The organism is Saccharopolyspora sp. CA-218241 (genome assembly GCF_050954615.1).
GTDB lineage: Bacteria > Actinomycetota > Actinomycetes > Mycobacteriales > Pseudonocardiaceae > Saccharopolyspora > Saccharopolyspora cebuensis.
Map to the genome: position 1 here is coordinate 3,548,555 of NZ_CP191860.1, position 19,492 is coordinate 3,568,046.

Here is a 19,492-nt window from a genome sequence, read left to right on the forward strand (position 1 = left end):
GGAACAGCGGTGGACCCGCGCGCTGCGCCGCCCGAGAGGGGTGGCCGCCGCCGGTCGGACCCGTCCGGCGGCGGGTGGGAACGCCCGGGGTCAGGTGGCGGTGCGGCGACCGGTGAGGACGTCCGGGGCGAGCAGCGCGGCGAGCTGCTCCTCGGTGAGGGTGGTCCGCTCCCGCACCAGATCGAGCGCGGGACGGCCGTCCCGGTGCGCCTCCACCGCGATCGAGCACGCCGTCTCGTAGCCGAGCGCCGGGCTCAGCGCGGTCACCAGGCCGGTCGAACCCGCGACGACCGCGGCGAGGTGGTCCCGGCGGGCGCGGATGCCCACCACGCAGTGCTCGGCGAGCACCCGCAGCCCGGCGGTGAGATTCCCGAGCCCGGCGCCGAGAGCGCGCGCGATGATCGGCTCGAACGCGTTGAGCTGCAACTGGCCGCCCTCCGCCGCGAGGGTCACCGTCACGTCGTTGCCGATGATGTCGAAGGCGATCTGGTTGATCGCCTCCGGGATGACCGGGTTCACCTTCCCGGGCATGATCGACGAACCCGCCTGGCGGGCGGGCAGCTCGATCTCGGCGAACCCGCCCTGCGGACCGGACGACAGCAGCCGGAGGTCGTTGCAGATCTTCGAGACCTTGACCGCCGTGCGCTTGAGGACGCCGGAGAGCTGGACGAACACCCCGACGTCCTGCGTGGCCTCGACGAGGTCGGGGGCCGAGACGAGCGTGCTGATCCCGGTGATGTCGCGCAGCCGCGCGACCGCGGCTTCCCGGTACCCGGGGCGGGCGTTGAGGCCGGTGCCGATGGCCGTTCCGCCGAGGTTGAGCTCGTGCAGCAGCAGCCGCGCCTCGGACAGCCGGTCCTCGTCCTCGCCGAGCGTCACCCCGAACGCACCGAACTCCTGGCCGAGCGTCATCGGCACCGCGTCCTGCAGCTGCGTCCGCCCCACCTTGAGGACGTCGGCGAACTCGGCGGCCTTGCCTTCGAACGCCTCCCGGAGCCGGGCCAGCGCGTCCAGCAACTCCCGGAGGTGGGCGTCGAGGGCGAGTTTGACCGCCGTCGGGTAGACGTCGTTGGTGCTCTGCCCGAGGTTGACGTGGTCGAGCGGGTGCACCGCGACGTAGTCGCCGCGCGGCCGGCCCAGGAGCTCCAGGGCGCGATTGGCGATCACCTCGTTGGCGTTCATGTTCGTCGAGGTGCCCGCCCCGCCCTGGACCAGGTCGACGACGAACTGGTCGTGCAGGCCCCCGCCGCGGATCTCCTCGCAGGCCGCGACGATCGCCGAGCCGATGTGCTCCGGCAGCGCCGCCACCGCCACGTTCGCCGACGCCGCGGCCTGCTTGACCGCGGCCAGCGCGTCGATCAGGTGCGGCCGGGCCGCCAGGGTCTCACCGCTGATCGGGAAGTTGGTCAGCGCGCGGGCGGTGTGCGCGCCGTAGTAGGCCTGCTCGGGCACGGTGACGGTGCCGAGCATGTCCTGCTCGGTCCGCCCGCGGGCGGTGCCGCCCGCCGCGGGGGTCACGACCTCGCCCCGTCCCGGGCCCGGTCCACCCCGGTCCAGGCCAGCGCGATCGCTCCGTCGAGCAGAGCCCGTTCGGCCTCCGCACCGACGCAGTGCGCGGCGAAGGCGCGCTGGTGGTTGGTCGCGGGCAGCGACCCGATCCCGATGTAGGGGTGGATGGCCGGCACGACCTGCGACACGTTGCCCATGTCGGTCGAAGCCCGGTTCATCCGGCCCGCCAGCTCCCCCGAGGCGAACTCGCGACCCAGCTCCACGGCGTTGGCCCGGTAGTGCTCCAGCGTGCGGGCATCGGTGCGGAACTCGGCGTAGGGCTTGCTCTCCGCCTCCACCTCCAGCACGCACCCGGTGGCCAGGGCCCCCGCCTCGAAGCACCGCAGCACCCTCGGCTCGATCTCGGCCAGCTCGGCCAAGCTCTCCGCACGCACGTACCACCGCCCCGACGAATCCTCCGGGATCGCGTTGGGCGCCGACCCTGCGGCGGTGACGACCCCGTGGACCCGCGAACCCGACGGCAGCTGCTGGCGCAGCAACCCGATGGCGACCTGCGCGACGGTGAACGCGTCCGCCGCATTCACCCCGTCCTCGGGATAGGCCGCCGCGTGCGCCGACCGGCCCCGGTAGGAAATCCGGGAATGGCTGACCGCGAACGGCCGCGCCTCGGCGACGTCGACCGGCGCCGGATGGACCATCATCGCGAGATCGACATCGCGGAACGCCCCCCGGTCCAGCATCTCGATCTTGCCGCCGCCGCCCTCCTCCGCCGGGGTGCCGTACACCTCGACGGTCAACCCGAGATCGTCGGCCACCTCGGCCAACCCCAGCGCGGCACCCACCGACGACGCGGCGATCAGGTTGTGCCCGCAGGCGTGCCCGAGCCCCGGCAGCGCGTCGTACTCGGCGCACAACGCGACCCGCAGCGGCCCCGAGCCGTACCGGGCCAGAAACGCCGTCTCCAACCCCAGATAGGCCGAGGTCACGGTGAACCCGCGACGCTCGAGCAGCTCCGGGACCGCCGCGGCGGCGTGGTGCTCCTCCCAGGCCGTCTCCGGCCGGGCGTGCAGCGCCGCCGACAGCCCGACCAGCTCCTCGGCCGCCCGATCCACCGCGGTGCGGACCGCGGCCTTCTCGCGGGACACCGTGCTCGACATGGATACCTCCTACAGGTCGCCTGGAACGCCGTACGACGGCGCGGTCGCGGGCCGCAGCCCGCGGCGGACGTAGTCGTCGCGCTGCGGCAGCCACACCCGCACCGCTTCGGTCAACTGGTCGATCGGTGCCTCGGACCAGTCGACCCGCAGGTCGGTCACCCGCCACTCGACGTCGGGGGCGACGACGGCCACGCCGGCCGAATGGACCGGCCCCTCCTCACCGCCCGCGTCGAGCGCGGCGCGCAGCGCGGCGAGCAACCGCTCCTCCAGCTCGCCCGCCGCCGACTCGAACACCTCGACCATGATCGACGGCAGGTCGCTGGTGACGAGCATGTTCCCCGCGGCCACCGAGTGCGGACCGACCGCGCCACCGTGGGTACCGAGGGTGCGTTGCCCGCTGAACCAGGCGGCCGGGCCGGTCGCCCCGACCGCGGTCAGCTGCCGGTAGTCCAGATCGGTGGCGCCCTCGCCCACCTCCGCCAAGGCCCGGTCGGCATCGCCGTGGGACGCCAGCCGGTCGAGGAGGCGTCCGCCCAGCCGGGGATCGGTCACGTTCTGCGACGCGGCCGCGCCCACCCCCGGCCTCAGGTGCACGCACCGGGCCGCCACCGCCGGGCTCGAGGAGCTCACGGCCATGCCGAACCGCCCGTCCTGGCGGGCTGCGATGGAGAAGGTCACTGGTCACCCTCCGGGATCACGGCGATGGCGTCGATCTCGCACAACCACTCCGGGCGCGCCAGCGCGGACACCACGACCCCGGTGGAGATCGGGTGCACACCCGGGTCCAGCGCCCGACGGTCCGGTAGACCGCCTCGCGGTAACGCGGGTCGACCAGGTAGATGGTCAGCTTGACCAAGTGCTCCATCCGGCTGCCCGCCTCGCGCAGCAGCAGGTCGATGTTCGCCATCGCCTGCTCGGCCTGGGCCCCGACGTCACCGATCCCGACCGACTCGCTGGTGTCGAGGTCCTGGCCGATCTGGCCCCGGACGTAGACGGTGTTGCCCGCGACCACGGCTTGGCACAGGTCGTTGTCGAGGTTCTGCTCGGGATAGGTGTCGCGGGTGTTGAACGGGCGGATGCGGGTGTGGGTCGGCATCAGGCTGCTCCGGTGGTGGTGATGGATTCGGCGTGCTGGTCGGCGACGGAGCGGCGCGGGTCGAGCGCTCCACCGCCGTCGTGGTAGGCGAGGTAGCCGCGCTGGATCGCGATGTGCTCGGCGACGTACGCGGCGTCGTGCCACACCCCCCAGATGAAGCTCGATCCGCGTCGCGACTGCCAGGGCAGGCCGAGGAAGTAGATCCCGGGCTCGGCGGACACACCCCGGGCGTGCCGGGGTTTCCCGTGGTCGTCGAAGGCGTCGACCTGCAACCAGCTGTAGTCGGAGGCGTAGCCGGTCGCCCAGACGATCGAGGTGATCCCGGCACCGGCGAGGTCCAGTTCGACGAGCGGGTCGACCACGCAGTCCGGGTCCGGCCCGAAAGCGCGGGCCTCCGGCTCCTCGGGCAGGTCGAGCCCGTTGCGCGCGACGTAGTCGTCGGCCTCGTCGAGCATCGCCAGGTAGTTGGCGTCGCCGCCCGCGATGTTCTCGCGCAGGTCCGGCGCGAAGCGCAACCGGCCGTCCTCGTACGCGCGGGTCATGCCGACGAGGGTGATGCCCTCCGCCGCCAGCGCCCGGAAGTCGACGGTCCGGCCACCGTGCGCGCCGCTGACCGCGATCGTGACGTGCTCGGCGCCCCGCGGCGGCGCCGCCGCTTCCCACTTGTTGAGCACGCCGAGCCACCAGCAGAAGTCGCGCCCCGGTACCGCCGCGGGGGCCGGTCGTGCGGACCGACCGACAGGTGGACCTTCCGGCCGGACCGCCGCAGCTCGTCCGCGATCTGGACGCCCGACGAGCCCGCCCCGACGACGAGCACGGCGCCCTCGGGGAGCTGCTCCGGGTTGCGGTAGGAGCTGGAGTGGAGCTGGACCACGTCCGCGTCCTCGGGGACCACCGGGGGGATGACCGGCTTCTGGAACGGTCCGGTCGCCGCCACGACGTGGCGCGCCTCAATCGTCCCCTCCGAGGTCCGCACGTGGAAGCCGGGGCGTCCGACGTTCTTCCGCACGCGCTGGACGTCCACGCCGCAGCGGATCGGTGCGCCGATCTTGTCGGCGTACTCGACGAAGTAGTCCGCCACCTGGTCCTTCGACGCGAAACCATCCGGATCGACATCGGCGAACAGCAGACCCGGGAAGCGATCGTGCCACGCCGGGCCGTTCGCGACGAGGGAGTCCCAGCGCCCGGTGCGCCAGCGTTCGGCGATGCGATCGCGTTCCAGCACCAGATGCCCGATCCCGCGCGCGCCGAGGTGTTCGCTCATGGCCACCCCGGCCTGCCCCGCGCCGACGACGAGAACCTCGGTCTCGTGGTGCGACATCTCAACCTCCGTTCCAGGAGTCACGACGTTCTCCCGATGAGCCGAGTTTCGGCGATTCCACTGCAACAGTCCAAGACATGTTTCCGAATGCGCGCATCAGATGAACCGATGCAACCGTGCCGCACGTCCGTGCTGACGTTCAGGAGCGGGCGCCGCCGGCGGAAGCCGGGCGCGCGGACGCGTCCTCCCCGGAGCGGGCGGGCAGGTCCTGGTCCTGGAGCAGGCCACGCCCGGCCGTCTCGCGCATGCTCAGGGCGGCGACCAGCCCGATCACGGCGGCGACCATCAGGTACGGGCCGGGAACCAGGAGGCTGCCGGTGGCCGAGATGAGGACCGTCATGAAGAACGGCACCGTGCCCGCGAAGAGCGCTGCGGTGATGTTGTAGGCGATCGACAGCCCGCCCTGGCGGGTCCGCGTCGGGAAGGTCTCGGCGGCCCACACGGCGTGGGTTCCGAGGATCGCCGAGAGGATCACCGCCAACCCGAGCGCCGCGACGACGGTGCCGGCCATCCCCGTCTGCATCAGCAGGTAGGCGGGTGTGGCCGCGACCAGCAGGACGATGGCGGCACCGACCATGACGGGCTTGCGGCCGACCCGGTCGGACAGCCGGCCGAACGCGGGCACCAGCACCAGCCCGAGCAGCGAGGCGAACGTCGACAGCAGCGCGGCGCTCTCGGCGGAGTGCCCCAGGTGCTCGGTCTGGTAGTTCACCAGGTAGGTGAGCACCGCGTAGAACAGCACGTGCATCATCGTCATGAGCCCGGCAGCCTGCAGCAACTGCCGCAGGTTGACGCGGAAGAGCTCCGCGACCGGGCTGCGCGACACCGAGTCGGTCGCCTCCAGCGCCCGGTACTCCGGCGTGTCCTCGATCTTGGTCCGGATGACGTAGCCGATGACGCCCATCGGTGCCGCGATCAGGAACGGGATCCGCCACCCCCAGGCGGTGATCTGCTCGGGCGTCAGCGAGACCGAGAGCAGGTAGAACGCGAGCGAGCCCGCGAGGAAGCCGAGCAGCGACCCGACCTCGAGCCAGCTCACGCCGAAGCCGCGGCGGGACCGGGGCGAGTGCTCGGCCAGGAAGCTGGCGGCGCTGCCGAACTCGCCGCCGGCGGCGAAGCCCTGCACCAACCGGACCGCGACCAGCAGGATCGGCGCGGCGATCCCGATCGTCCGGTACCCGGGCAGCAACCCGATCACCAGCGTCGCGATCGACATCACGATGATGACGATCGACAGCGTGCGCCGCCGACCGATGCGGTCGCCGAGCGGCCCGAACACCAGCGCGCCGAGCGGGCGGATGCCGAACGAGACCGCGAACACGGCGAACACCGACAGCACGCCGGCGACCTCGTCCTCGGCCGGGAAGAACACCGTCGCGATCGTCGTGGCGAGGTAGGCGTAGACGGCCCAGTCGAACCAGTGGACGAAGACGCCGATCGCGCCGGCGGCCACGCTCCGGCGCAGCGAGGCGGGATCGGCTTGGACGGCCGCATCGCGCGCGGTGTCCGCGGCGGAACGTGCGGTGGGATCGGACACGGGGACCTCCAGCGGGCATCGCGAGAAGACGACAGGCCCGCGCTCCGGCGTCCTGCCGAGAACGGCGCTTCCGGACGTCGGCGGCCGTTCGTGGGGCGACGCTAAGCGGCCCAGCTCACATCGGGCAAACAGAGATAAGTTGTCCGTTGCATCGGATGGGCCGATGCTCTACCGCGAGAAGGACCACGTGAGCGCGTTGCCGGCACCGCCACCGTGCGCGCTCGGCGGCGGTGCCCCTCGGTCGACTCGCCGGATGTCCGGGTGCGACCCCGGAGCGTCACGACCGGGCGCGACCTCCCGGCGCCGGCTCCCCGGTCGCCGAGCGGAGCCGTTGGACGACCTCCCGGGCGCTGTCGGTGACGGCGCGCGCCCGCGCGGTGCGCCGCACCGACTCCATCCACGCCACCACGACGGACAGCGACGGGACGTCGTCGGCGATCGGGCGGGCCTCGACGAATCCTCCACCGTAGGTCCCGTCCAGCACCGGCCGCTGGTTCAGCAGGGAGAAGCCGAGCCCCCGGGCGACCATCCCGCGCACCGCCTCGACGCTGCTCGACCGGTAGGCGATCCGCGGCGGCGCGCCGGCCGCAGCCAGCAGCTCGCGGAAGTACTCGCGGCTGTGCGGGAGGTCCAGCAGCACCATCGGCTCCTCCGCCAAGTCGCTCAGCCGCACCTCCGAGCGGTCCGCGAGCGGGTGCCGCGGGGGCAGGACCACGTACGGCGGGACCTCGGCGATGACCTCCCGCGCCACCCCCTGCCCGAGACCGAGGTCGTAGGTCACGGCGACCTCGACCGTGCCGCTGCGCAGCGCGGTGCTGACCGCGGCCGCCTCGAGCTCCAGCACCTCGACTTCGAGCCCGGGGCAGCTCCCGCTCAACTCCGCGAGGAGGTCGGGCAGCACGAACGGGACGAGGGTGACCATGCACGCCAGCTTGATCCGGCCGCGGACGTCATCACCGCGGCCGCGCGCCGCGTCCAGGACCTCACCGACGTGCGCGAGCAGTCCGCGCACGTCGCGCAGCATCTCCTCGCCCGCCGCCGTCAGCACGAGCCCGCGGGCGTGCTGGCGGATGAACAGCGGCGTGCCCACCTGCCGTTCGAGCTGGGCGACCGCCGCCGACACCGCCGACTGGGCCACCCGCAGCTCCTCGGCCGCCTTGGTCATGCTCAGCACCGACGCCGCTTCGACGAAGTACCTCAGCTGCGCGAGCGTCACGTCCGGCTGCCTGCTCACGACGCCGCTCCGCGGGTGGGCGCCAGGGTGCCGGGCCCGTGCTCGGCGAACATCGCGACCTCCGTGAATCGGGCCGACCCGCCCGGAAGCCCGCGCACCGAACGGCATCAGCACAGCAGTTGTCGTACCCCATGGACACCGGCATGCTAGATGCAACGGTGCGCGTCCGGCTGCCAGCCCGCCACCGCGCGGGCCTGCGCGACCACTCCTTCATTTCAGCAGCCGTTTGAGGCCCCATCCGATGCCTCGTTTGGCGAGGTCCCCGGCGGCCGTCCGGAGGTCCAGGCCGGGTTGTTCGGCGGGTGGCGCGGGGCGGTCGCCGGGTCCTGGGGCGGTGCCCGCGAACTGCATGGAGCGGTAGGGCCAGTCCTTCTCGGTGTTCCACTGGCTGACGACCAGGTGCAGATCGTCCAGCGTCGAGCCGGGCACGATGTAGGGACCGTAGAGCTGGGCGACGTGCCCGCCCGCGTGGTCCTCGCGGTACCAGGAGGCGCCGTGCAGGGCGGTGCCGCGCCCCGCCTCGTAGAGGTTCGCCGTGGGCCCGTCCAGGTTCAGCACGTCGATCCGGTAGTTGCCCGCGTCGAACAGCGCCAGCAGCCACCGCCCGCCCACCCGGCGCAGGCACAGCTCGCCGTACGCGCCGGTGAGGACGAGCGTCGGCGGGTTGCCCCAGGCCCACGCGCCCTCCCGGAAGCCCCACCCCTCCCACGCGCGCGGGTCCGCGATCCGGTCGGCGGGCACCCGCTGGAGCAGCAGACCCCGGTCCCGCTGGAACCCGGTGGAGAAGGCGTACACGTAGCCGTCCTCGCCCAGTTCCCAGGTCAGCATCTGGAACAGGCCGCCGAGGTGGTCGCCGGGCCAGGTGGCGCCGGTGTGGTGCCAGGTCTCGCCGTTGTCGGTGGAGCGGTGGATCTCGGACCAGTGCACGTGACCGATCCCCGCGCACACCATCACGTGCAGGAACATCTCGTCACCGATGGTGATGACATCGGTCGGGAGCACGGTGCTGACCCGCAACCCGTTGATCATCGAGTCGTGGTGGTACGGCAACGCCTGATCCGCGTACCGGCGGCGGGGCCCGATCGAGCCGGTCCACTCGATGCCCGCCCGGCGGGTCGCGGGGTCCGCGAACAGCACCACCGGGGACCGCCACCCGGGACCCCCGACGCCCGCCCGCTCGAAGGTGTCGCCGAACACCGCGACCAGCCGCCCGTCCGGAGCCGTCGCCATGACCCCGAGGTCCGTGCCACCGATCCCGAACTGGTCCGTGTGCCCAGGACCGGTCAGGTCCTTCACCTTCCGCACCGCCGCACTCCTACTCACACATTGGTACTCACGCGCTGGCTCCAGTGTCCCGCCGGCGAAGCTCCGCCCGCGACGGCCGACGCCCACCACCGACTGTAGGTCCTGCGCTCGTCCGGTGGCAGCCGGCACCGAACCCGGGAGCGGCGGTGTCGGCGCGATCACCACCGCACCGCGCTCCACCCGACCTCGGGGAGTCCGAAGTGGACCACCGCGCGAAGGCCGGGCGCGGCCAGGACATCCGTGCCGCCGGTGCAGTCGTCGGCGATGCTGCCGAGCAGTTCCCGGCTCACCCGGCCTCGGCCACTCGCCCTCACCGGCGCCCTGACCCGCAACGTCCCCGTCGACCGGCGCCCCGGCGACTGACCTCGTCCTGGCCGGGCGCGAGCGGTCCCGTTTCGCCGAAGAGCCCGCCATTTGGTACTTCGCCATTGAAAAAAACCAAAGCTGGTTCTAGGGTCCTGTCACGGCCAACTCGGCCGACCACGAGAGGAACGTGTCACCGTGCAACTGCTCGTCCTGCCCGGGGACGGCATCGGTCCCGAGATCACCGACGCCACCCTCCGGGTCCTCACCGCCACCGACCGCCTGCTCGGCCTCGGACTGGAACTCGAAACCCACGACATCGGCCTGAAAGCGCTCGCCGAAGAAGGCACCACGCTGCCGCGGCGGGTGATGGAGCGGATCCCGCAGGTCGACGGCGTCGTGCTCGGTCCGGTGCAGCACTACGACTACCCGCCGCGAGCTGACGGGGGGATCAACCCTTCGGCCGAGCTGCGCACCACCTTCGAGCTGTTCGCCAACGTGCGGCCGTGCCGCTCGCACCCCGACCTGACGATCCTGCGGCACCCGATGGACCTGGTGATCGTTCGCGAGAACACCGAGGGCTTCTACTCCGACCGCAACATGGTCGCCGGTACCGGCGAGTTCATGCCCGACGCCGACCTGGCGCTGTCGGTGCGCAAGATCTCGGCGAAGGCCTGCGAGCGCATCGCACGCGCGGCGTTCGAACTCGCCCGCACACGGCGCAAGAAGGTCACCGCCGTGCACAAGGCCAACGTGGTCAAGCTCTCCGACGGCCTGTTCCTGCGCGAGGTCCGCAAGGTCGCCGCCGACTTCCCCGACGTCGAGCTGGAAGAACTGATCGTCGACGCCGCGGCCGCCTTGCTGGTGCGCCGACCGCACACCTTCGACGTCATGGTGACGACGAACATGTTCGGCGACATCCTCTCCGACGAGGCCTCCGAACTGTCCGGCAGCCTGGGCCTCGGCGGCTCCATCAACGCCGGCCACGACATCTGCGTCGGCCAGGCCCAGCACGGATCCGCCCCCGACATCGCCGGTCAGGGGATCGCCAACCCCACTTCGCTCATCCTCTCGACGGCCATGCTGCTCGACTGGCTCGGCACCCGGCACAACGCCCCGGCGCTGACCGGAGCCGCTGCCCTGATCGAGTCCGCCGTCGGGGCGGCCCTGTCCGACCCCGCCACCCGCACCCGCGACATCGGCGGCTCCCTGGGCACCGCCGCGTTCACCGACGCCGTCGTGGCAGCACTGGACGAGGAGGGCGGCGAGTGATGATCCTGTCCACCAACCCCGCCACCGAGACCGAACTCGCACGGTTCGAGCCGCACACCGACACCGACGTCGACGCCGCGCTCGACGCCGCCGCGTCCGCGCAGCGGCGGTGGCGGGGGCTCCCGATCGCCGAACGGGCCGGGCTGCTGCGCTCGATCGCCGCCGTCCTGCGCGCGGGCCGCGACGAGTACGCCCGGTTGATCACCGCGGAGATGGGCAAGCCCATCACCGAAGCCGAGGCCGAGATCGACAAGTGCGCGCTGACCTGCGAGCACTACGCCGAGCACGCCGCCGACTACCTCGCCGACCGGCCGCTCGAGTCCGGCGCCGCCGAATCGGCGGTCGTCCACGATCCGCTCGGCGTGGTGCTGGCGATCATGCCGTGGAACTACCCGTTCTGGCAGTTCTTCCGCTTCGCCGCGCCGGCGCTGGCCGCGGGCAACGGCGCGATCCTCAAGCACGCCAACAACGTGCCGCGATGCGCGCTGGCCGTGGAGGAAGTGGTCCGCGAAGCCGGTGCGCCGGAGGGCCTGTGCCGCAGCCTGCTGCTGCCGGTCCCCGCGGTCGCCGACCTCATCGCCGACGACCGCATCGCGGCGGTCACGCTCACCGGCTCCACCGAGGTCGGCTCGATCGTGGCGGCCCAAGCCGCCGCGCAGCTCAAGAAGCAGGTCCTCGAACTCGGCGGGTCCGACCCGTTCATCGTGCTGGCCGACGCCGACATCACCGCCGCTGCCGAAACCGCGGTGACAGCGCGGTTCACCAACGTCGGGCAGAGCTGCGTCAACGCCAAGCGATTCCTCGTCGAACACGCCGTGGCCGACGAGTTCGTCGCCGCCTTCACCGGAGCCGCGGAGGCACTGCGGGTCGGTGATCCCACCGATCCCGCCACCAGGATCGGCCCGATGGCCCGGGCCGACCTGCGCGACGCGCTGCACGACCAGGTCCGGCGCACGGTCGACGCGGGCGCGCACGTCCGCACCGGCGGACAGCCGCTGGACGGCCCCGGCTTCTTCTACCCGCCCACCGTGCTCGACCACGTCACGCCCGGCATGGCCGCGTTCACCGAGGAGACCTTCGGTCCGGTTGCCGCGATCACCCGCGTCGCCGACGCCGAAGAGGCGCTGACCCTGGCCAACCAGACCGAATTCGGCCTCGGCGCGGCGCTGTGGACCCGCGACCTGGAGCGGGCCCGGGACTTCGCGCGCCGGATCGACGCCGGCGCGGTGTTCATCAACGGACTCGTCGCCTCCGATCCGCGACTGCCCTTCGGGGGCATCAAGAAGTCCGGCTACGGCCGCGAGCTCGGCGCGGAGGGCATCCGCGAATTCGTCAACGTCAAAACGCTCTGGATCGGTGCCTGATGAACGCACAGCCCGACGGCCCCTGCTGCGCGGACTTCCCGCCCGTGGTGCTGCGCCCGGCCGAACTCGACGCCTTCTCCCGGGGCGGCGGCGCGAGCACCATCCCGCTGGTCACCCGAGCGCGCGGTGCGCAGGTGTTCCTCAACGGCCAGACCCTCTTCGACGGTGGCGCGGGAATCCCGCTGCACACCCACAACTGCCCGGAGAGCGTCGTCATCCTCGATGGTGACGCGATCGTCGAGATCGACGGCACCGAACACCGGCTCACCCGCTTCGACACCACCTACGTCGCGGCCGGGGTCCCCCACCGCTTCCGCAACGCCTCCGACACCGCGCCGATGCGCATCCTCTGGACCTACGCCTCCATCGACGCCACCCGCACCCTGGTCGGCACCGGCGTGACCACGCGCGTCGACGCCGAGCACGGCACCACCGCCGGCTGACCCACCGCCACCTCACCGGGGCGGCCACCACGGCCGCCCCGGCGACACCCCCTGCCCGGAAACCCGAGCCCGCTAGGAGCAGCAACGATGCTCGCCACCTTAGGCTTCTTGACACTCGGCACCTTCATGGTGCTGGTCATGCGCAGGTACGCCACCGCGTTCGTCGCCATCATCACCGCGCCCGTGCTCTTCGCGGTCATCGCGGGCCGTGGCGCGGACTTCGGCGACATCGCCATGGCGGGGATCGAAACCGTCGCGCCGACAGCCGTGCTCCTGCTGGTCCTGCTGGTCCTGGGCGTGGCCGAGCTGGTCACCTGTTCATGGCCGGGTTCGCGATCGCGCTGCTGGCCAACCACCCAAAGCTTACCGAGCAGGGCGAGGTCATCCGCAAGCACGCCTCCAACGCCGTGCCCGTGGTCATCCTGGTGCTCGGGGCCGGCATCTTCACCGCGATCCTGTCCGGGACCGGCATGGTCGATGCGATGGCCCGCACCCTGCTCGCCGTGGTGCCCGACTCGCTCGGGAACCTGATCCCGCTGTTCACCGCGCTGATCGGGCTGCCGCTGAGCTTCTTCATGTCCAACGACGCCTACTTCTTCGGCATCCTGCCGGTGCTCGCCGAGTCGGCGAGCCACCACGGCATCGCCGCCTACGAGATCGCCCGGGCCGGCGTGGTCGGGCAGATGCTGCACTCCATCGGACCGGCATCGGCGCCCCTGTGGGTCCTGCTCGGCTTGATCGGCAAGGACATCGGCGAGCTCCAGCGCTTCGCGCTGCTGCGCGTCGCGGTCGTCTCGCTCGGCATGGTGGGCTGCACCGTGCTCACCGGCGCCATCACCTTGACCTGAGAGGAGAACTCCGTGATCACCGAGATCGCGCACATCCGGATCAGCAGCGGCGACGAGGAGGCGTTCGAGGCGGCGGTCGCCGAGGCCGTCCCCGTGTTCCGCGCCGCGGCGGGATGCCACAGCGTCCGGCTCGTCCGCAGCGTGGAAGACCCCTTGCTGTACCGGCTCCTGGTCGAGTGGGAGACCGTCGAGCACCACACCGCGACCTTCCGCTCCTCGGACGGGTACGTCCGCTGGCGGGAGCTGGTCGGGCCGCACTTCGCCGAACCACCGGCCGTCGAGCACGTCATCGACGTCCTGCCGCTGTGACGACGGGCGCGTCCTAACCTGGTCCAGGACCGCGACCGCACGTCGCGGCGACCGGGAAGGAGGGACGCGCACCGTGGCACCGACCCCGCTGGCGCGCCAGACCGCCGCACGCATCGTGAACCACCTCCGCGAGCGGCAGGTGCCCCAGGGCACCAAGCTGGTCGAACGCAAGCTCGCCGACCACCTGCGCGTGTCCCGGTCACCGATCCGCAGCGCGCTGCGACTGCTGGCCGACGACGGTGTCGTCGGACTCGCCGAACGCGGCGGTTACACCGTCCTGCGACCACCCGAGGAGCTCCCCGCGGCGCGGACCGAGGCCGACGACACCGAGCAGCTGTACCTGCGCATCGCCGCCGATCGCCTCGACGGCAACCTCCCCGATCGGGTCACCGAGAACGGCCTGGCCCGCGACTACGGCCTCACCCCCGCCCAGCTCGCCCGGATCCTGCGCCGCATCAGCGGCGAAGGCTGGATCGAACGGCTGCCCGGCTACGGCTGGGAGTTCCAGCCGATGCTCACCGAACTGCGCTCCTACCAGGACAGCTACCGGCTCCGCCTGGCCATCGAACCCGCCGCCATCCTCGAACCGACCTTCGCCCTCGACCGCACCGCCATCGAGGAGGTGCGCGTCCAGCAGCGGCGCCTCGTCGACGGCGACATCTGGAACATCGGCAACGCCGAGCTGTTCGACCTCAACAGCGGCTTCCACGAAGCCATCATGCGGTGCAGCCGCAACACGTTCTTCATCGACACCCTCCAGCGCATCGACCGCCTGCGACGGCTCATCGAATACCGCCGCTCGCTGGCCCGCGACCGCGCGATCGTCCGGTGCCGCGAGCACGTCGAGATCGCCGACCTCCTGCTCGCCCACCGCCGCCGGGAAGCATCCGCCGCCATGCACCGCCACCTCACCACCGTCAGCGCCGAAAAGGCCACCGCCGACGACGACCGGGAATGACACCCCGCGACGCACCGGAGAGGAGTCAGCACCGAGCTCGTCCAACGCCGGGCCGGCGCACCCGGTGCCGAATGCGCTGCGGCGAAGCGACCCGGGCCCGGCCCGTGCGAAAGCACCCGGACGCGGCTGCGGCCGGGCTGAGCGGGATCATCCCGCCCCATCGAGAGCCGTCGGGCCGGAGCGCTGGGGGCTCCACGGACCTACCAGGGGCGGCGGCCACGATCGACCGGTCGCCCGCGCCCACGTCGGAGCCTTCCAGAGCTGGTTGGTCGCCCCTCGGGCGCAGTCGGCAGCGGTTGCAGCGCCGAGCACCCCGGCCCACCATCGAGTGTCTCCCTCTAGTCGGAGACCGTGTGCGTTGAGCTGCGGGAAAGGGTCGACTGTGCGGGACGCTGGGTCGGATGAGCGGCTGGGCTGGACCGGGATCGCCGGTGAGCTGTGGCTTCCACCCGATGCCGCCGTGCTGGTCAGCGCCCCGGACGGGACGGTCGTGCGGGCGAGCGAGCAGGCCGCCGAGCTCGCCGGCGAGGTCACGCCCGAGGGACTGGTGGGCCAGCGGATGAGCCAGCTCCTGGTGCGCGACGGCGCGGTGTGGCGGCTGCGCGGCCGCGGTCCGGGTGTGAGCGCGGTGCGCACGGTCAGCTGGCAGCACGGCGACGATGAACGACTGCGGGTCACCGTGCTGCTGGACGTGTCGGACCTGACGGTCGCGCTGAGCCGGATGTCCCCGGCGCAGCGCGCCCGGTTGCTCGAGGTGGACCGCACCACGATGCTCGGCGATCCATCGCTGCGGGATGCCCAGCACGCCGCCCGCATCGGCACGTGGCAGTGGGATCCGGCGGCCGACGTCCTCGAATTGTCGGACACGCTGTCCGAGCTCACCGGCCGGTCGCACACCTCGTTCGAGGATTTCCTGGCGGCGGTGGACCCCGATGACCGGGCGTGGGTGCGGGAGGCGTGGTCCCCGCTGGTCGCCCATCATCACCCGGTCGAAGTCGAGCACCGCTATGTGCGTCCCGACGGTGCCGTGCGGATCTTCCGGGTGCACGGCACGCCGACCCGGGATGCCGACGGGAACGTGGTGCTGGCCGGGACGGCCCAGGACATCACCGACCAGCGCGAGACCGGCCCGCCGCTGCAGTACCGCGCCAGGCACGACGTCGTGACCGGGTTGCCCAACCGCACCGCGGCTCGCGAACTGCTGCAGCAGCTGCTCGAAGGGGCTCGGGCCGCGACCGTGGCGGTGCTGGCCGTGCGCATCGACAACTTCAAGCGGGTCATCACCTCGTTGGGACACGAGGTCGGGGACGATCTGCTGGCGGAACTCGCCCGGCGGTTGGCCGAAGGACTGGGCGAGGAGAGCACGATCGCCCGCGTATCCGGCGAGGACGAGTTCGTGGTCCTGTGCTCGGACCTGGCCGTGGCCGGCGGGCTCGACGCGCTGACCGGCCGAGTGTCCGGACTGGTTCGGACACCGGTGCCGGTCCGGGATCAGTTCCTCAACGTCTCGGCCTCGATCGGGGTCGCGGTCCACGACGACCCCCGGAGGGGCGGCGGTGACCTGCTGCGGTTCGCCACCGCGGCGATGGGCCAGGCCCGGCAACGCGGTCCCGGCCAGGTCCGCCAGGCGACGACCACCCTGATGGATTCCGTGGACCACCAGGTCGACCTCGAAGGACAGCTACGTCAGGCACTGCACCGCGACGAGCTGAGCGTGCACTACCAGCCGATCCTCGCGGCCGACGGCGCGATCCTCGCCGCGGAGGCCCTGGTCCGCTGGCCCCACCCGGAACGCGGCCTGCTCACCCCGGGCGCCTTCCTGACGGTGGCCGACCAAGCCGGCTTGCTGCGGGAACTCGACCAGTGGGTGCTGCGCACCGCGCTCGGCGCCGCAGCGCGGTGGTCCGCCCCGAACGGCCGGCCCGTCGACATCGCGATCAACCTCAGCGGCCTGGTACCCGGCGACCCGGCCTTCGCCGACCTCATCGCCGAGGCGGTGGCCGAGGCCGGATTCGACTGGCACCGCGTCATCCTCGAACTGGTCGAGGAAGAACTGGCCGTCCCGCACCTCCAGACCCAGCACGGCATGCTGAGCCTCGCCCGGCGGGGAGCACGCTTCGCCATCGACGACTTCGGCACGGGCTACTCGTCCCTGGCCCGGTTCAAGCAGCTCCCCGCCGAACTGATCAAGATCGACCGCCAGTTCGTCGCCGGCATCACCGACGACCCGGCCGACCGGGCCGTCACCGAATCGATGATCGGCATGGCCAAGGCGCTGGGACGCCGCTGCATCGCAGAAGGGGTGGAAACCGCCGATCAGTTCCACCTGCTCGACGGCCTCGGCGTCGACGCCTACCAAGGCTGGCTCTTCACCCCCGCGCTCCCCGAGGCCGAATTCACCACCCTGCTGGCCAACTCCCCCCTGCCGACGCCTCCCAGCGCGTCGGCGGACCGACCGCTGGGCTGAACGGCCCGACGCGCGCGGAGGCCCGCGCGCTCGTCCCCGCGCCGAGCCTCCGCGGCACCAGGCCCGGCACCGCGGTGACAGCCTCGTCCGGCCGGATGGTGGAGCGGGCTCACCCTCGGCCGCGCCCCGCGGCGGACCGGACGGCAGCGGAGCCACCGACGGTGGTGGTCGTTCCTCGCCGCCGGGCACCGGATCCAACGGGCATGGCGTGGGCGCGGGAGGTCAACGCGGCGGTCCGAGCTGGTCGAGCAGCGCGCGGAGCCGGACCCGGTACCGCTCGACGTTGTCGAGCTTGATCCGCTCGTAGCCGCGGACCAGGTCGGGCAGTTCGGCGAGCTCGGCCGCGGTGGGCAGGGAACGCTCGGTGAGCGCGTGCGACGCCGCCTCGACGGCGCCGCGGTACTCGGTGATGAGCTCGCGTTCGACCTCGCGGACGTGGGCGCGGCCGAACGGGTCCCACGCGGTGCCGCGGAGCCGCCGCAGGGCGCGGAAGGCCGGGCGGAACCAGGGGCCGAGGGCGATCTTGCGGTCCATCCCGGGCGCGCGCAGCACCGGCGGGTGCAGCCGGTAGTGGACCTTCGCGCCCGCGCCCCACTGGTCGCGCACGCTCCGGTCGAAAGCGGGATCGAGGCACAGGCGTGCGACCTCGTACTCGTCCTTGTAGGCCATGAGCTTGTGCAGGGCGCGGGCCACGGACCCGGTCAGTTCGGTGCTGCCCGGCCGCACCGCGTGCTCCCGCGCGCGGACGTCGGTGACGAAGCGCGCGTAGGCCGCCGCGTAGCGGGCGTCCTGGTACTCGGTCAGGTCCGCCGTCCGGTGGGCGATCAGCTCGTCGATTCCGAGAGGCGCCGGTGCCGGCTCGTCCTCGGGTCGCGCGACCAAGCGCCTGCCGTGGCCGAACGCGAGGAGGTTGGTGTCCACCTGCGCCCCGTTGAGCCGGATCGCGGTCTCGATCGCCTCGGCCGGTAGCGGCAGGGCCCCGGCTGGGTACGCCGCGCCGACCAGGAGCATGTTGGCGAACTGGCCATCGCCGAACAGCGCCGCCGAGCGCTCGTCGGCGGGGAGGCGCGGGGGCGACGCGGCCGTCGAAGGCGGCCCGCACGCCGTCGGCCTCGGGGAAGCGCTCCTCTGGGGACGACCATGTGCCCGGTGGGGACCTCCGCGGTGGACAGCACGGCGATGGCCCGGCCCGGGGCGGTCGTGCGCAGGTGGACGGGGTCGGTGGCCACCGGGGAGTCGCAACCCAGGTAGAGGTCGCATTCACCCGCAGCGAGCCGCGGCGGCGCGGGCCCGCGGCGCGGTGCTGATCTTGACGTCGGAGACGACCGCGCCGCCCTTCTGCACCACCCGCTCCGGTCCAGGATCCGGACGTGCCGGCCGTCGAGGGCGGCCGCGGTGGCCAGCACCTGCGCGACGATGACCACACCGGTGCCACCGACCCCCGATGATCCGCATGGCGAAGTCGTCGGCGCGCACCCGGCGGACCGGCTCGGGCAGCGGCCCGGGTTCCCCGCGGGCGCCCGGGACGCGGCGGGCGGCGCGCCTCAGGCGCCGAGCGAATCGCGCCAGAACAGTTCCGCCAGGCGGTCGATGGTGCGTTGCATCTGTTGCAGGGCCTCGGGAATCCGGTCGCGGCCGAACCGGCTCCGCGGGCCGTTGAGGGTCAGGACCGCGACGAGGGTTCCCGCGGTGTCCCGGATCGGGCGGGACAGCGAGAGGACTTCGTGCTCCAGCTCGTTGTCGATGATGGCGAAGCCCTGTTCCCGCACCTGGTCGAGTTCCTTGAGCAGCATCGCCCGGTCGGTGATGGTGTGCGGGGTGAAGGCGTCGAGCTTCTCGGGCAGCACCGCGCGCAGCTTGTCGAGCGGCTGCTCGGCGAGCAGCACCTTGCCGGTGGAGCTGGCGTGCATGGGGTAGCGCTGGCCGACCATGTTGCGGGACAGGACGCCGACCACGTGCGAGCCCGCCGCCTCCGCGACGAGGTCGAGGCCGTCCTGCGCGTTCGGGACGGACAGGGTCACCGACTCGTTGAACTGGTCCGCCAGTTCCTGCAGCAGCGGCTGGGCGTGGGCCACCAGACCCGCGTACGGGTCGGCGTGGCGGCCGAGCCGGGCGAGTTCCCAGCCGAGGACGTAGTTGGTGTCGACGCGGTCGACCAGGCCGCCCTGTTCGAGGCTGTAGAGCAGGCGGAACGCGGTCGGCCGACTCAGCCCCGTCGACTTGGCCAGCGTGGTGACCGTGGCCCCGGTGCGGGGTTGAGCGGCCAGTTCGCGGAGCAGGCGGACGGCTTTGGTCACCGACTTGTTGACCATGCCCGCATGCTCGGGCCCGTCGCCCATCGCCGTTCCGCCTCCTGCAACGCCGCAGCG

19 protein-coding genes are annotated in these 19,492 nt (G+C 72.3%); 7 read left to right on the forward strand and 12 right to left on the reverse strand.

Going from position 1 to position 19,492, the window contains the following annotated elements; genetic code table 11:
* Nucleotides 1-90: 90 nt before the first annotated feature.
* The 10 genes from ACQP0T_RS16925 to ACQP0T_RS16970 all read right to left on the reverse strand — a co-directional run bounded on the left by ACQP0T_RS16925 (nt 91) and on the right by ACQP0T_RS16970 (nt 9,449).
* The gene (locus ACQP0T_RS16925) at nt 91-1,518 is read right to left on the reverse strand and encodes an aspartate ammonia-lyase (RefSeq protein WP_433868934.1); all 1,428 of its coding nucleotides are present in this window, start codon (nt 1,516-1,518) and stop codon (nt 91-93) included.
* Entirely contained in the window at nt 1,515-2,666 is a 1,152-nt protein-coding gene (locus ACQP0T_RS16930) for a M20 family metallopeptidase (RefSeq protein WP_433868935.1), read from the reverse strand. Before ACQP0T_RS16930 ends, ACQP0T_RS16925 begins: the two co-directional genes overlap by 4 nt.
* Before the next feature lie 9 nt (nt 2,667-2,675).
* Nucleotides 2,676-3,344: a DUF1028 domain-containing protein gene (locus ACQP0T_RS16935; protein WP_433868936.1), complete on the reverse strand. Its 669-nt coding sequence runs from the start codon at nt 3,342-3,344 to the stop codon at nt 2,676-2,678.
* A 16-nt stretch (nt 3,345-3,360) separates the two neighbouring features.
* The gene (locus ACQP0T_RS16940; protein ID WP_433868937.1) at nt 3,361-3,762 is read right to left on the reverse strand and encodes a RidA family protein; all 402 of its coding nucleotides are present in this window, start codon (nt 3,760-3,762) and stop codon (nt 3,361-3,363) included.
* Nucleotides 3,762-4,304: a hypothetical protein gene (locus ACQP0T_RS16945; protein ID WP_433868938.1), complete on the reverse strand. Its 543-nt coding sequence runs from the start codon at nt 4,302-4,304 to the stop codon at nt 3,762-3,764. The genes ACQP0T_RS16940 and ACQP0T_RS16945 overlap by 1 nt, the downstream gene beginning before the upstream one ends.
* Nucleotides 4,301-5,083: a flavin-containing monooxygenase gene (locus ACQP0T_RS16950; RefSeq protein ID WP_433868939.1), complete on the reverse strand. Its 783-nt coding sequence runs from the start codon at nt 5,081-5,083 to the stop codon at nt 4,301-4,303. Before ACQP0T_RS16950 ends, ACQP0T_RS16945 begins: the two co-directional genes overlap by 4 nt.
* Nucleotides 5,084-5,222: 139 nt before the next feature.
* Nucleotides 5,223-6,620 carry an MFS transporter gene (locus ACQP0T_RS16955; protein WP_433868940.1) on the reverse strand — a complete coding sequence of 466 codons (1,398 nt, stop codon included), beginning with the start codon at nt 6,618-6,620 and terminating at the stop codon, nt 5,223-5,225.
* A 277-nt stretch (nt 6,621-6,897) separates the two neighbouring features.
* Nucleotides 6,898-7,854: a LysR family transcriptional regulator gene (locus ACQP0T_RS16960; RefSeq protein WP_433868941.1), complete on the reverse strand. Its 957-nt coding sequence runs from the start codon at nt 7,852-7,854 to the stop codon at nt 6,898-6,900.
* 210 nt (nt 7,855-8,064) lie between these two features.
* Nucleotides 8,065-9,159, reverse strand: a complete 1,095-nt coding sequence (locus ACQP0T_RS16965) for a DUF4185 domain-containing protein (RefSeq protein WP_433868942.1) — start codon at nt 9,157-9,159, stop codon at nt 8,065-8,067.
* Between the two features lie 158 nt (nt 9,160-9,317).
* The gene (locus ACQP0T_RS16970; RefSeq protein ID WP_433868943.1) at nt 9,318-9,449 is read right to left on the reverse strand and encodes a hypothetical protein; all 132 of its coding nucleotides are present in this window, start codon (nt 9,447-9,449) and stop codon (nt 9,318-9,320) included.
* Between the two features lie 211 nt (nt 9,450-9,660).
* Between ACQP0T_RS16970 and ACQP0T_RS16975 the strand changes: the two genes are divergently transcribed.
* The 7 genes from ACQP0T_RS16975 (at nt 9,661) to ACQP0T_RS17005 (ending at nt 17,123) form a co-directional block, all read left to right on the forward strand.
* Complete coding sequence (locus ACQP0T_RS16975) at nt 9,661-10,734, forward strand: isocitrate/isopropylmalate dehydrogenase family protein (RefSeq protein ID WP_433868944.1); 1,074 nt, start codon at nt 9,661-9,663, stop codon at nt 10,732-10,734.
* On the forward strand, nt 10,734-12,098 hold the full coding sequence (locus ACQP0T_RS16980; RefSeq protein WP_433868945.1) for an NAD-dependent succinate-semialdehyde dehydrogenase: 1,365 nt from the start codon (nt 10,734-10,736) through the stop codon (nt 12,096-12,098). Before ACQP0T_RS16975 ends, ACQP0T_RS16980 begins: the two co-directional genes overlap by 1 nt.
* Nucleotides 12,098-12,541 carry a cupin domain-containing protein gene (locus ACQP0T_RS16985; RefSeq protein ID WP_433868946.1) on the forward strand — a complete coding sequence of 148 codons (444 nt, stop codon included), beginning with the start codon at nt 12,098-12,100 and terminating at the stop codon, nt 12,539-12,541. The genes ACQP0T_RS16980 and ACQP0T_RS16985 overlap by 1 nt, the downstream gene beginning before the upstream one ends.
* Nucleotides 12,542-12,861: 320 nt before the next feature.
* Nucleotides 12,862-13,389, forward strand: a complete 528-nt coding sequence (locus tag ACQP0T_RS16990) for an SLC13 family permease (protein ID WP_433868947.1) — start codon at nt 12,862-12,864, stop codon at nt 13,387-13,389.
* A 12-nt stretch (nt 13,390-13,401) separates the two neighbouring features.
* Complete coding sequence (locus ACQP0T_RS16995) at nt 13,402-13,698, forward strand: antibiotic biosynthesis monooxygenase family protein (RefSeq protein WP_433868948.1); 297 nt, start codon at nt 13,402-13,404, stop codon at nt 13,696-13,698.
* Between the two features lie 73 nt (nt 13,699-13,771).
* Nucleotides 13,772-14,656 carry a GntR family transcriptional regulator gene (locus ACQP0T_RS17000; protein WP_433868949.1) on the forward strand — a complete coding sequence of 295 codons (885 nt, stop codon included), beginning with the start codon at nt 13,772-13,774 and terminating at the stop codon, nt 14,654-14,656.
* 382 nt (nt 14,657-15,038) lie between these two features.
* Complete coding sequence (locus ACQP0T_RS17005; protein WP_433868950.1) at nt 15,039-17,123, forward strand: putative bifunctional diguanylate cyclase/phosphodiesterase; 2,085 nt, start codon at nt 15,039-15,041, stop codon at nt 17,121-17,123.
* A gap of 222 nt (nt 17,124-17,345) precedes the next feature.
* Here ACQP0T_RS17005 and ACQP0T_RS17010 read toward each other — a convergent pair whose 3' ends face one another.
* Both ACQP0T_RS17010 and ACQP0T_RS17015 read right to left on the reverse strand, forming a co-directional pair.
* Entirely contained in the window at nt 17,346-18,134 is a 789-nt protein-coding gene (locus ACQP0T_RS17010; protein ID WP_433868951.1) for a DUF6537 domain-containing protein, read from the reverse strand.
* Between the two features lie 533 nt (nt 18,135-18,667).
* On the reverse strand, nt 18,668-19,462 hold the full coding sequence (locus tag ACQP0T_RS17015; protein WP_433868952.1) for an IclR family transcriptional regulator: 795 nt from the start codon (nt 19,460-19,462) through the stop codon (nt 18,668-18,670).
* Nucleotides 19,463-19,492: the final 30 nt, after the last annotated feature.

Bases quoted from the DNA above. Each gene is read 5' to 3' on its own strand.
- ACQP0T_RS16985 (WP_433868946.1), top strand. From the start codon at position 12,098: ATGAACGCACAGCCCGACGGCCCCTGCTGCGCGGACTTCCCGCCCGTG.
- ACQP0T_RS16980 (WP_433868945.1), top strand. From the start codon at position 10,734: ATGATCCTGTCCACCAACCCCGCCACCGAGACCGAACTCGCACGGTTC.
- ACQP0T_RS16990 (WP_433868947.1), top strand. From the start codon at position 12,862: ATGGCCGGGTTCGCGATCGCGCTGCTGGCCAACCACCCAAAGCTTACC.
- ACQP0T_RS16950 (WP_433868939.1), bottom strand. From the start codon at position 5,083: ATGTCGCACCACGAGACCGAGGTTCTCGTCGTCGGCGCGGGGCAGGCC.
- ACQP0T_RS16940 (WP_433868937.1), bottom strand. From the start codon at position 3,762: ATGCCGACCCACACCCGCATCCGCCCGTTCAACACCCGCGACACCTAT.
- ACQP0T_RS17010 (WP_433868951.1), bottom strand. From the start codon at position 18,134: ATGCTCCTGGTCGGCGCGGCGTACCCAGCCGGGGCCCTGCCGCTACCG.
- ACQP0T_RS16930 (WP_433868935.1), bottom strand. From the start codon at position 2,666: ATGTCGAGCACGGTGTCCCGCGAGAAGGCCGCGGTCCGCACCGCGGTG.
- ACQP0T_RS16945 (WP_433868938.1), bottom strand. From the start codon at position 4,304: ATGACCCGCGCGTACGAGGACGGCCGGTTGCGCTTCGCGCCGGACCTG.
- ACQP0T_RS17015 (WP_433868952.1), bottom strand. From the start codon at position 19,462: ATGGGCGACGGGCCCGAGCATGCGGGCATGGTCAACAAGTCGGTGACC.